Consider the following 12,635-nt stretch of genomic DNA (forward strand, 5'->3'; position numbering starts at 1 on the left):
GTTCCACGGGGCGGGCAGCGCCACACGCTTGTCAGGCCCGCTGACGTTCCCCCTCCCGGTCCGCGTTCCGGCGGGGCCGGGACCGCTGTCCGGTCATTCCACGGTCGGGTGGCCCTGCAGCCGTACCGTGCCGAGGATCTTCTGGATGGTCGCGTCGGACAGTTCGTCCTTGACGCCCTTGGCGCCGTAGAGAGTCCACGAGACGAAGTTGTCGACGGAGTTCTTGAAGGCGAACGTGATGGCCTTGCCGTCGGTGGCGCACTTGTTCTTCTTGGGTGCACCGACGACGTACGACGTCGCGACGCTGCCCTTGAGGCCCGACGCCGTCGTGAAGGGCTGCGCCTTGCCGATCCGGAGATACTTCTTGGCGGCGTCCGACTGGTCGGTGTACCCGCCGAACGCGAAGGTGGCCGCGTCGCCGCGGGCGATGCTGGCCGTGTCCTTGCCGCCGTTCTCGCCCTTCGTGCCACTGCCCGCGAGAGCGTAGGACTCCTTCGAGCCGTTGTCCTCGGCGCTGCAGTAGTCCTGCCTCAGGAACGAGGACCCGGAGAAGCCGATGTATGCCGACCCGTCGCCCTTCTTTTTGTCCTCGAAGAAGCTGAAGACGCCGGGCCGCTCCACCTCCCAGTCGGCCGGTACGTCGAAAGCCGTGCCGAACTTGGGGTTCACCACGACCTTCCAGCCCGCGACGGTCGGTTTCTCCGACTCGTTGCCGCGCGGGTCGCCGTCGTCCGAGGACGAGCTGGCCGTGGGCTCCGACGTCGGCGACTGGCTCTTGTGCCCGCCGCCCTTGCCGCTGTCGGCCTTGTCGTCCTTCGAGCCGCCGAGCACCAGGAAGCCGGTCACACCCGCGGTGACCACGACCGCTGCGGCCGCGATGATCGCGATCAGCTTCGCACGCCCGCCGCCGCCCTGCGGGGGCTGCTGCATGGGTGTGGTGGGCGGCTGCTGCTGCCCCCACTGCGGTTGCTGCCCGTACCCGCCGGCCTGGGGGTACTGCTGGTACCCGGGCTGCTGGTACGGATTCGGCTGCTGGTAACCCGGCTGCTGGTACGGGTTCTGCTGCGGGTTCTGCGCGCCCCCTGGCGGCTGCTGATCTGGCCACATGGCCGACAACCCTAGTGCGGCGGAGACACGGTTCGGTCACCGGCTCTTGTCAGGGGCGTACCAATGCGGAGCGGTGTGACGCGATCGTGCTGGCCAGCCGCTTCTACTCGTGAGTAACATTACGGCCATGAGCGCAGACCAGATGTCGATCGGCGAGATGCTCGCCGCCACCGTGCCGATGGCCCGGACGCTGAACCTGGAGTTCCTGGAGACCTCTCCGGAGAAGGCCGTGGTGTCCCTGCCGGACCAGGGCGAGTTCCACAACCACGTGGGCGGCCCGCACGCCGGTGCGATGTTCACGCTCGGGGAGTCGGCCAGCGGCGCCATCGTCCTGGCCGCGTTCGGGGACCAGCTCTCGCGTGCCGTGCCGCTCGCCGTGCGGGCCGAGATCGGTTACAAGAAGCTGGCGATGGGCGCCGTCACCGCGACCGCGACCCTGGGCCGCCCGGCCGCCGACATCGTGGCCGAACTGGACGCGGGGCAGCGTCCCGAGTTCCCGGTGTCGATCGAGATCCGGCGCGCGGACGGAGCGGTCACGGGCGAGATGCGGGTCCTCTGGACGCTGCGGCCCAACAACAAGGACTGACGCAGCACTTGGGGGAGGGGCCCGGTCGGGCCCCTCCTTGTTTTTGTGCCGGTTCAGGCGACCCGGCGCCCGCCCCGGGCGTCCGCCCCGCCGTCCGCGGCGTCCTCCAGCCCCGCCACGAACTCCTTGAGCCAGCCGGTGAACGCGGGGCCGAGATCCGGCCGGGCGCAGGCCAGGCGGACCACCGTACGCAGGTAGTCGGCCTTGTCGCCGGTGTCGTAGCGCAGGCCGTCGAAGACGACTCCGTGCACCGTGCCGGCCGCGGCCAGGTCCTGGAGGGCGTCGGTCAGCTGGATCTCGCCGCCGCGCCCGGGCGGCGTGCGCTCCAGGACGCCGAAGACGGCGGGGTCGAGGACGTAGCGGCCGATCACCGCGTAGCGGCTCGGCGCCTTCTGCGGCGACGGCTTCTCGACCAGACCGGTGACCCGGACGACCCCCTCCTCGCCGGCGGGTTCCACCGCCGCACAGCCGTAGAGGTGGATCTGCGCCGGATCGACCTCCATCAGCGCGACCACGCTGCCCGCGTACCGGTCGCGGACCTCCAGCATGCGGCTGAGCAGGGTCTCGCGCGGGTCGATCAGATCGTCGCCGAGCAGGACGGCGAAGGGTTCGTTCCCCACGTGGTGGCGGGCGCAGAGCACGGCGTGGCCGAGGCCCAGCGGGTCGCCCTGGCGGATGTGGTGGATGTCGGCCAGTCGTGCCGGATCGCGTACGGCGTCCAGGCGCACGGTGTCACCCTTGGCCGCCAGCGCCTGCTCCAGCTCGACGGCGTGGTCGAAGTGGTCCTCGATGGCCCGCTTGTGGCGGCCGGTCACCATCAGGATGTCGTCGAGGCCGGCCGCGGCGGCCTCCTCCACGACGTACTGGATGGCCGGCTTGTCGACGACCGGGAGCATCTCCTTCGGCGTCGCCTTCGTCGCGGGCAGGAACCGGGTGCCGAGCCCGGCGGCCGGGACGACCGCCTTGCGCACCGGGCGGGTGCGCCGGGCGGCCGCTGGGGAGTGGGCGGTTGCCGGGCGGTGGGCTGTTGCCGGGGGGTGGGGGACGATCATGCGGCCATGCTGCGGCACGCGGATGAGAGCGCGCCGAGAGACGCATGGGAACCGGCTGTGGGCGGCGGTCATTCGGAGAACGCCCGTCGTCCGGCGGCCGCCGGGAAGCCCGAGATCCCGTGTGCCGTCCGGCTTTTGCCGCACCCGCAGTGGCCGTCACGCGGCCCCCGATTCGCAAGCGCGTGTGGATACCGTCGGTAACTCCCGGGAATTTCCCCGATTCTGAAGTCGAGTCAATCGAACTTCTTGTTTCCTGTGAGGCGCGTGTGCGAAGGTGAGCCTCCCCATGGGAGGGCAAAGGCCATGACCGAACGCTAAGGCCGGCCCATTAGGTATGCACCAATCAGGCACTGCTTTCCGACAGGACGCCTTTCGCATGCCGTCCTGCGGCTGGAAAGGAAATGGTTTCGTGCAGTCCCCCCACCCCCCACGTCCACCGTTCCCGCCTCGCCCCGGTTCGCTGCCGGGCGAGTCCGACCGCGATCTCGTCGCTCGGTTGGGCGGCCCGGACGACGGCAGTCACCATGCCGTCGCCCTGCTGCTGGCCCGGCACTGGCGGGCCGCGCGCGACTATGCGGTCGTCTGCCTGGCCGCCTCCGGGCCTTCGGCCCAGATGGTGGCCACCGCCGCCGTGCAGCGTGTGCTCGGCCGACTGGCCGGCGGGGTGGCGGGCGGCGCCCTGCGCCCGCAGCTCCTCGTGGCCGTCCGGGAGACTGTCCGCGCCTGGGCCGCCGACGACGCGGCATGCGTGGTCGTGCCGGAATTGCGTAAACCCACCGGCGGTCGCGGCCTTCGCGCGACAATGCCCGGCACGCCCGAAAGGCGGCACCTCGCAGAACGCGCATTCCAGGCCCTGTCCGGCGCCTCCCAATGCCTTCTGTGGCATACCGAGGTCGAGGCGGAACCCATAAACATACCCGCTGGTCTGCTGGGCGTCGACGAGGTCACCGCCGCGGCCGCCCTGGAGCGGGCCCGCGAGCAATTCCGGGTGGCCTGCGTACGAGCCCACCGGGAACTCGCGCCCTCCAGCGAATGCCGCTTCCACAACCGCCTCCTGGACGTTCCCATTCGCCGCGGCGGCTCTCTGCTCCCCGATGTGCAAGACCATCTGACGGCCTGCCGCCACTGCCGGTATGCCGCCGAACAGCTCGGGTATTTCGAGGGCGGTCTGGGCGTCCTGCTCGCCGAGACCGTGCTCGGCTGGGGCGCCCGCCGCTACCTCGACTCCCGCCCCGGCCGCGGCGCCGCCGAAGAGTGGCCGTCCGAGCCCCGGGCGGCACACCCGGTGGCGGGCGGCCGGCACCGTACGGCGCCCGGGGGGAGATGCCGTACGGCCCTGGCGGTCGGTGTCGGCCTCACCGCGCTCGCTCTGCTCGCCACCGTGCTCGTGACCAAGGGCTGGTCCGATGACAACGGTGTCCCCGGACCCGGTGCCACCTGGGGCGCCCCGGTCGGCCGCACCACCGGCCCCGGCGCCGCGGGCGCCACGGGCGAGCGGTCCGCGGCCGGCTCCCCGTCCGCCGCGTCGGCCGGTGAACCCGTGGAGGTCGCACACGGCCGGTTGCGCAGTCTCGCCTCCGGACGCTGTCTGGACGTATACGGGGGCAGGATCGAGCCGGGCGCAGGTGTCGTGCTGGCCGGGTGTTCGTCCGCCGCCTCGCAGCAGTGGTCGTACCAGGACGACGGGCTGCTGCGCAGCGCCGACGACCCCGCCCTCTGCCTGGCCGCCGACCCTGGCACGCGCGGTGTCGTGGTGTCCGGCTGCGTCGTGCACGCCGGAGAGGTGGTGTACGACCTCACGGTCCGCGGCGAACTCCTGCTCCGCAGGCCCGGGGGCCTCGCCCTCGCCCCGGAATCCGGCAGGTCCTCCGCTCCCGTGGTGGTGGCCGCCCACGACGGGTCCGGCGGGCAGCGCTGGGCCCTGGAGTCGGCCGCCGCGCCCCACGGTTCCGCCGCGCCGGACGTGCCGGATGCGCCGGACGCTGCCCGGCCCGAGCCCTCGCGGCGGTCCGGAGAGCGACCCGGCGGGGACACCCCGCGCGACAAGCCGGGGCCCGAGGTCCGGCGGCCCGGGCGGGAGCGGGTGTACGAGCCCCGGATCGCCCAGGTCGGCACCGGTGGCGCCCCGGCTCCGGTCGAGCCCGCGGCCCCTCTCGGCCTCGTGGGCACGCTCGTCTCCCCGGTCACCCGTACCCTCGCCTCCGCGCCGGCGGCCGTGGGCCCGCTGCTGGGCTGATGGACGCCCGAGGGTCGCCTGGAGGCGGCCCTCGGGCCCTGTCCCCGGACGTCGCCGATTTTCCCGCCTGCCCGGGCCTGGTCCGCCGTTCCCGGCCCTCGTCGGCGACCGGCCGGCGGGTGTGCCGCGATCGAGCCACCGGGGGGACGTCATGGGGAATTTACAGAAGTCGCCTCCGTGTCCCGGTGCGTTGCCGCCCGGTGTGTGCTCGGTGAATCCGCCGGGCGCTTTGTCTCACTTGTGCGGGTGTGGGAAGGGGCGAGGGAACTCCGTGCGGCCGGGGCGCCGACAGGGATTGCTCGGATTTTCAATTGCTTGCGGGGAATTCGCCGGGCTGGCCGGATCAATGCCACCGGCGGCGAAAGCGCCGCATCGTTATTGACCCATGAGTAACAGCTCGCTAGGTTCCGTTGGCCTCGCCGCACAAAACCCCCACCGTGCTGTCCTCCCGTTTCTTCGGAGCAACATGACCTCCCCTGTGCGCGCCTACGACCTGATCCTGTGCCTCACCCCGTTCGGAGAGCCCGACGCCGGACTGGCCGCGGCTGCCTGCGCTGCCGGCGCCCTCGGCATCCTCGACCTGGGCGCGGGCGACCGCGGATCCCGCGAGCAACTGACCCGCCTGCGACGCGCGGCCCCGGGGCCCTTCGGAGTCCGGGTGAACGGACGCTGTGCCCTGCACCCCGCCGATCTGGACGGGGCGCCCGGCACCGTGGTCCTGGCCGCCGACGCCCCCTGGAGCGTGGGCGAAGTCGCCCCGCCGCACCGGGTGCTGGCCGAAGTCACCGATCTGGCCGAGGCGCGGGCGGCGGTACGCGCCGGGGCCCACGGGCTGATCGCCAGGGGCGCCGAGAGCGGTGGCCGCACCGGCGGCCTGAGCACCTTCGTTCTGCTCCAACTGCTACTGAAAGAGCCCGAGTTGGAGGTGCCGGTCTGGGCCTGCGGAGGCATCGGCCCGCGTACGGCGGCGGCTGCCGTGGCGGGTGGGGCGGCCGGTGTGGTGCTGGACAGCCAGCTGGCCCTGCTCACCGAGTCGGGACTTCCCGAGGCGACCCGGGCCGCGCTGTGGTCCCTGGACGGCTCCGAGACCGTGGTCCTGGCCGGGCACCGGGTGCTGCGCAGGCGCGGTCCCGGCACCCCGAACGCGCCCGCCGACGACCCCGCGGCGGTCGCTTCCCTGCTCGGTGCCCGGGACCTGCGCCGCCAGCTCCTCCCGGTGGGCCAGGACGGCTTCCTCGCCGCACGGTTCGCCGAGCGGTGGGGGGACGTACGGCGGACGGTGCGGGAGGTGAGGGCGGCGATCACTGCGGCCGTCGGGCCGGAGGATCCGCGGGGTGCCGTCCCGCAGGACCCGCGCGGCGGCCCGCAGGATCCCCCCGGTGGCGGACCACAGGAGTGGGTCGACGGGCCGGTGATGTCGGTCGTGGACGGGCTGGTGGAGTCGCGGGACCGCGAGCCGGTGCCGTCGGTCGGGGACGGGCTCCCGGAGTCGGTCGGCGGGCCGGTGGCATCCGCGGGCGAGGGGCCTGCGGAGTCGGCGGGTGAGAGGCCTGCGGAGTCGCCGGGGGAGGGGCCGGTGGCGTCGGCGGGCGAGGGGCCCGGCCGGGCGCTGCGGCCGGGATCGGCCATGAGCCGGGCGCTCGGAACCCGGCTCCCGGTCGCCCAGGGGCCCATGACGCGGGTGAGTGACCAGGCCGCCTTCGCCGCCGCCGTCGCCGAGGACGGAGCGCTGCCCTTCCTGGCGCTGGCCCTCGCCGACGGCGCACGGACCCGGTCGATGCTCACCGAGGCGCGCGCCGTGCTGGACGGCCGGCCCTGGGGCGTGGGCGTCCTCGGCTTCGCGCCCGAGGACATCAGGAACGCCCAGCTGGAGGCCGTACGGGAACTGCGGCCCACGCACGCGATCATCGCCGGCGGACGCCCCGCCCAGGCCGAGGCGCTGGAGCGGGCCGGGATCCGCACCTTCCTGCACGTGCCCTCGCCGGGGCTGCTGCGACAGTTCCTGCAGGCCGGTGCGCGCAGGTTCGTGTTCGAGGGCTCCGAGTGCGGCGGGCACGTCGGACCGCGCGCGTCCTTCCCGCTCTGGGAGGCCCAACTCGCCGTCCTGGAGGACTTCCTGGCCGAGACCGACGCCGACGGCGAGACCGCGCGCCGGCTGGAGGTGTTCCTCGCGGGCGGCATCCACGACGAGAGGTCCGCCGCGATGGCCGCCGCCCTCGCAGCCTCCCTCACCGACCGGGGCGCCGCGGTCGGTGTCCTGATGGGCACCGCCTACCTGTTCACCGAGGAAGCCGTGGCCCATGGCGCGATCCGGCCGCTCTTCCAGCGGCAGGTGCTGACCGCGACCACCACCGCCCTGCTGGAGACCGCACCCGGTCACGCCACCCGCTGCGTCCCCAGTCCCTTCACCGCCGACTACCGCGACCGCGAGGCCCGGTTACGCGCGTCCGGCCTGCCCGACCGCGAGGTGTGGGAGGCGCTGGAGCGGCTCAACGTCGGGCGGTTGCGCATCGCCAGCAAGGGCGTCGAGCGCTCCGCCCGGGGCGAGCTGTCCGGCGTGGGCGAGGAACGGCAGCTCAGCGACGGGATGTTCATGGCCGGCGAGGTGGCCGTACTGCGCTCGGCGACCACCACCGTCGCCGCCCTGCACCGCTCCGTCACCGACGGCGCCGCCGACCTCCTCGCCGCCCGGGCCGCGAGCCCCGCCGCCCGGCCGGACGCCGAAGCGGCGCCCCCCGCACCGCTCGACGTCGCCGTCGTCGGCATGGCCTGCATGTTCCCGCAGGCCCCCGACCTCGCCACCTTCTGGGCCAACACGGTCGCCGGACACGACGCCGTCACCGAGGTCCCGCCCGACCGCTGGGACCCCGCGGTGCACCACACCGCCGGCAGCACGGCCTCCAAGTGGGGCGGCTTCCTGCCCCCCATCCCCTTCGACCCGCTGGGCTACGGCATCCCGCCCGCCTCCCTCGGCAGCATCGAGCCGGTCCAGCTGCTGTCCCTGGAGGCGGCCCGGCGCGCCCTGGAGGACGCCGGGTACGGCGCCCGGGGGCGGGAGTTCGACCGCTCCCGCACCTCCGTCGTCTTCGGCGCGGAGGCGGGCAGCGACCTGTCCAACGCAGCCACCCTGCGTGCCGTCCTCCCGTCGTACTACGGCAAGGTCCCCGACGGCCTGGACGAGCAGCTGCCCCGGCTGACCGAGGACTCCTTCCCCGGCATGCTCGCCAACGTCATCTCCGGCCGGATCGCCAACCGGCTGGACCTCGGCGGCGCCAACTACACCGTCGACGCGGCCTGTGCCTCCTCCCTCGCCGCGCTCGACGTGGCCTGCAAGGAACTCGTCTCCGGCAGCAGCGACGTCGTCCTGTGCGGCGGAGCCGACCTGCACAACGGCATCAACGACTTCGTCCTGTTCTCCTCCGTGCACGCCCTCTCGCCGACCGGCCGGTCCCGGGCCTTCGACGACTCCGCCGACGGCATCGCGCTCGGCGAGGGCGTGGCCTGCGTGGTCCTCAAGCGGCTCGCGGACGCCGAACGCGACGGCGACCGCATCTACGGCGTGATCAAGGGCATCGGCTCCGCCAGCGACGGCCGCTCCCTCGGCCTGACCGCACCCCGGCCCGAAGGACAGCGGTCCGCGCTCCTGCGCGCCTACCGCAATGCCGGAGTCTCGCCCGCCGAGGTCGGTCTCGTCGAGGCGCACGGCACCGGTACGGTCGTCGGCGACCGTACCGAACTCGCCGTGCTCGGCGAGGTGTTCACCGACGCGGGCGCCGAGGCCGGGTCGTGCGTGCTCGGCTCGGTCAAGTCGCAGATCGGGCACACCAAGTGCGCCGCGGGACTCGCGGGCCTCATCAAGACCACCCTCGCCCTGTACCACGGGGTCAAGCCGCCCACCCTGCACCTGGAGCGGCCCAACGCGGCCTGGTCGCAGGAGGACAGTCCGTTCGCCTTCCACACCCGCGCCCTGCCCTGGGCGGCACCGGCCGCCGAACGCCTCGCCGCCGTCAGCGCGTTCGGCTTCGGCGGGACCAACTTCCATGCGGTCGTCGGCGCGTACGGCGACGCGGTGCCGCCACGGCACACCCTGGATGCCTGGCCCGCCGAACTGTTCCTGTTCCGGGGCAAGGACACGGCGGCCGCCCGTCGTGACGTCCAGCGGATCCTCGAAGCCGCCGAGTCCGACGGCCGCCCGTGGCGCCTGCGCGACCTCGCGCTCGCAGCGGCTCGCCGCGCGGACACCTCCCACGAGCCGGTGCGGGCCGCGGTCCTGGCGCGTGACGTGGCGGAGCTGGCCGGACGGCTGCGCCGGGTCCTGGCCGGGGACCACGATCCGGCGGCCGGGATCCGTCTGAGCGACCCGGCGGCGCCGGACGACGGCGGGGCCAAGGTCGCCTTCCTCTTCCCCGGCCAGGGCAGCCAGCGGCCCGGCATGCTCGCCGACCTGATGGTCGCGCTGCCCGAGCTGCGGTACTACCTGCAGCTCGGCCGCGCCCACGCCGACCGGCTCTACCCACCGGCCGCATTCGACGACGCCGCCGGGGAACGCCGCCTGGCCGCCCTCACCGACACCCGGGCCGCACAGCCCGCGCTCGGTATCACGGGCCTCGCGGCGCACGCCTTCCTCAATGCCGCCGGTGTGCACCCGGACCTCGCCGCGGGACACAGCTACGGGGAGCTGGTCGCCCTGAGCGCGGCCGGTGCCCTCGACCCGGAGATCCTCCTGGAGCTGAGCGGCGAGCGCGCGGGCGCGATCCTGGCGGCCGCGGGCGAGTCCCCCGGCACCATGGCCGCCGTCGGAGCCCGGGCCGAGGACGTAGAACGCGTGCTGCGCGCCGCGCAGACACCCGCGTCGGTCGTCGTGGCCAATCGCAACTCGCCCGAACAGTCGGTGATCTCGGGTCCCACCGCGGACGTCGAGGCCGCCGTACGGCTGCTGATGGAGGCCGGTCTGGGAGCGCGGCGCATCCCTGTCGCCTGTGCGTTCCACAGCCCGGTGGTGGCCGCGGCGGGGGAACGGTTCGCCAAGATCCTCGCGGACACGGCCGTACGAGCCCCCGAATTCCCCGTCTGGGCCAACCGCACCGCCGCGCCGTACCCCCCGGACGCCGACGCCGTCCGCGCGGAACTGGCCGCCCAGATCGGCGCGCCGGTCGCCTTCGCCGACCAGATCGAGTCGATGTACACGGCGGGAGCGCGGACCTTCGTCGAGGCCGGTCCCGGCCGGGTCCTCACCCGGCTCGTCGGCCAGATCCTCGGCGACCGCCCGCACCGCACCGTCGCCTGCGAGCCCCGCGCCGACAGCGGCCTGACGGGCTGGCTCGACGCACTGGCCCAACTCGCCGTCGCCGGGCTGCCGGTGCGCACTGCCTGGCTCTTCCGGGGCCGCGACGCCGTCGACGCGCTGCGGACACCGGCGCCGCGGCGGCCCGGCTGGACGGTCGACGGACACCTCGTCCGTACCGCCGACGGAGCACTCCTGCCCGGTGCCCTCGCACCGGCCCGACGAGTCGTGGAGACGACTGTGACGACGAACCCGCCGCACGGCGACCCGGTCGGCCGGGACGCGCTGATCTCCGAGTTCCTGCGCACCAGCCGGGAGATGATCGCCGCCCAGCGCGATGTGCTGCTCACCTACTTCGGCGCGGCGCCCGGAGCCACCCCGCCGGCACCTGCCGCCCCCGCCCCGCTGCCACAGGCCGTGTTCCCCGAGCCGGACCGGCTCGCCGTCCCCGCGGCGGCCCCGCCCGAGCAGCCGGTGCCCGAGCAGCCCGCCGACGAGCCGGCCGAACCCGGACACGACGTCGACCGCGTCGTCCTGGAGATCATCAGCGAGCGCACCGGTTACCCCGTCGACATGATCGAGCCCGACCTCGACCTGGAGGCCGATCTGAGCATCGACTCGATCAAGCGGGCCGAGATAGCGGGCGAACTCGCCAGACGGCTGGGGATCGCGGGCGGCGCGGAACTCCTGGACGACGCGGAACTGGAGGAACTGACCAAGGCGCGTACGGCCGCCGCGGTGACGGCCTGGCTGACGGCACGGGCCGGCGGAACCGGGGCGGCGGAGGCCGACCACCGGGAGACGGACGAGACAGCCCCCGGCCCGGAGGCCGGGGCACGAATACCGGCGCCCGCAGCGCTCACCTCCACGGAGTCACCGGCGGCGCCCCTCGGTGAGGCTCCCCGGCGCTGTGCACTGCGGCCGGTCGTCCTCCCGCAGGCCGACCCCGCCACGGACCCCGCGTCCGTCCTGGCCGGACGGCGCTTCGTCCTCCTCGGCGACGGCCAAGGTGCTGCGGCCGAGGTCACCGCCCGGCTCACCGCCCACGGCGCCGACGTGGTGACCGCCGGCCACGACCACCTGCTCGGCGCGGCGGACGGCACGGTCGACGGCGTCCTCCACCTGGGCGCGCTGGACGGCCCGGAGCTGCCGCTGCTGCCCGAGATCTTCCCGGTAGTGCAGGCGGCCCTGGCGCGCGCCCCGCACAGCCTGCTGGCCGTCCGGCCGGCCGACGGCGCGCAGGCGACGCGGGCGGCCGGTCTCCACGGCCTCTTCCGCAGCATCGCCCGGGAGTACCCCGACACCCTCGCCCGGATCGTCACCGTCCCCGACACCGCTCCCACGGCCGTCGCCGACGCCCTGCTCGCCGAACTGCTCACCCCGGAACCGGTTCCCGTCGTCCTGCGCACGGCCACCGGTGTACGGCACGGGTTCGAGCTGGTGCCCGCGCCCCTGGGACCGCTCGGCAGCACCGGCGCGGGCCCCGCCGGGGACGGCACCGCCGAGGCCGCGGCGCTCGGTCTCGACCGGGACTCCGTGGTGCTGCTGGTCGGCGGCGCCCGGGGCATCACGGCGAAGTTCGCGACCGCGCTCGCCGCCGCGAGTCGCTGCCGCATCGAGCTGCTCGGCCGCACCCCCGCGCCCACCGCGCCCGAACCCCCGGCGACCGCGGCCGCCCGCACCCCGGTCGAACTGCGCGCCGCCCTCGCCGCGGACGGCACGCTGAGACCGGCGGAGATCAACCGGGCCGCCGAACTCATCCTCGCCCAGCGGGAGATCAGCGACACCCTCGCCGAACTCACCGCCCTCGGCAGCCGGGCCCGCTACCGCTCGGTGGACGTCCGTGAACGGGACGCCGCGCTCCAGGCGGTCAAGGAGATCCACGCCGAACAGGGACGGCTCGACGGAGTCGTCTTCGCCGCCGGGGTGATCGAGGACCGGCTGATCGCCGAGAAGAGCCCCGAGTCCTTCCGGCGCGTGTACGGGACGAAGACGGCCGGGGCCGCCGCGCTGCTCGCCGCACTGGAGGACCTGCCGGGCGCACCCGCGTTCACCGTGCTGTTCGGCAGCATCGCCGCCGTCCTAGGCAACCGCGGCCAGGCCGACTACGCCGCCGCGAACGACGCCCTGGAACGCCTCGGCGCCGACTGGGCCGACCGCACGGGCCACCGCACGCTCACCGTCCACTGGGGCCCCTGGGCTCCGTCCGGCGGCCACAACGGCATGGTCGGCGAGGAACTCGGCCGCGAGTACGCCCGCCGCGGGGTGAAGCTCATCGACCCGGACGAGGGCACCGCGGCTCTGCTCCGGGAGCTGGCCTGGGGCGACCGCTCGGCCCGTGCCGTCGTCTACACCGCCTCGGGCTGGTGA

General features: G+C 74.2%; 5 protein-coding genes. 3 read left to right on the plus strand and 2 right to left on the minus strand.

All coding sequences use genetic code 11. The annotated features are described in order from the left end of the window. Positions 1 to 93 precede the first annotated feature (93 nt). Entirely contained in the window at positions 94 to 1,107 is a 1,014-nt protein-coding gene (locus tag AB0H32_RS17415) for a hypothetical protein (protein WP_361120585.1), read from the minus strand. A 127-nt stretch (positions 1,108 to 1,234) separates the two neighbouring features. Here AB0H32_RS17415 and AB0H32_RS17420 point away from each other — a divergent pair, with 127 nt between their 5' ends. Further along, positions 1,235 to 1,693 (plus strand): DUF4442 domain-containing protein, encoded by a 459-nt coding sequence (locus tag AB0H32_RS17420; RefSeq protein ID WP_361120588.1) that lies wholly within the window; start codon positions 1,235 to 1,237, stop codon positions 1,691 to 1,693. 53 nt (positions 1,694 to 1,746) lie between these two features. On the opposite strand, the gene galU is transcribed toward AB0H32_RS17420, so the two are convergent. Further along, positions 1,747 to 2,745 (minus strand): UTP--glucose-1-phosphate uridylyltransferase GalU, encoded by a 999-nt coding sequence (gene galU, locus AB0H32_RS17425; protein WP_361120591.1) that lies wholly within the window; start codon positions 2,743 to 2,745, stop codon positions 1,747 to 1,749. Between the two features lie 409 nt (positions 2,746 to 3,154). On the opposite strand from galU, the gene AB0H32_RS17430 reads away from it, so the two are divergent. Together AB0H32_RS17430 and AB0H32_RS17435 are read left to right on the plus strand one after the other, a co-directional pair. Beyond that, complete coding sequence (locus AB0H32_RS17430; RefSeq protein ID WP_361120594.1) at positions 3,155 to 4,981, plus strand: RICIN domain-containing protein; 1,827 nt, start codon at positions 3,155 to 3,157, stop codon at positions 4,979 to 4,981. Positions 4,982 to 5,447: 466 nt separating this feature from the next. Beyond that, on the plus strand, positions 5,448 to 12,635 hold the full coding sequence (locus tag AB0H32_RS17435) for an SDR family NAD(P)-dependent oxidoreductase (RefSeq protein ID WP_361120597.1): 7,188 nt from the start codon (positions 5,448 to 5,450) through the stop codon (positions 12,633 to 12,635).

The organism is Streptomyces sp. NPDC020362 (assembly GCF_040642095.1).
Taxonomy (GTDB): Bacteria; Actinomycetota; Actinomycetes; order Streptomycetales; family Streptomycetaceae; genus Streptomyces.

Bases quoted from the DNA above. Each gene is read 5' to 3' on its own strand.
- AB0H32_RS17435 (WP_361120597.1), top strand. From the start codon at position 5,448: ATGACCTCCCCTGTGCGCGCCTACGACCTGATCCTGTGCCTCACCCCG.
- AB0H32_RS17420 (WP_361120588.1), top strand. From the start codon at position 1,235: ATGAGCGCAGACCAGATGTCGATCGGCGAGATGCTCGCCGCCACCGTG.
- galU (WP_361120591.1), bottom strand. From the start codon at position 2,745: ATGATCGTCCCCCACCCCCCGGCAACAGCCCACCGCCCGGCAACCGCC.
- AB0H32_RS17415 (WP_361120585.1), bottom strand. From the start codon at position 1,107: ATGTGGCCAGATCAGCAGCCGCCAGGGGGCGCGCAGAACCCGCAGCAG.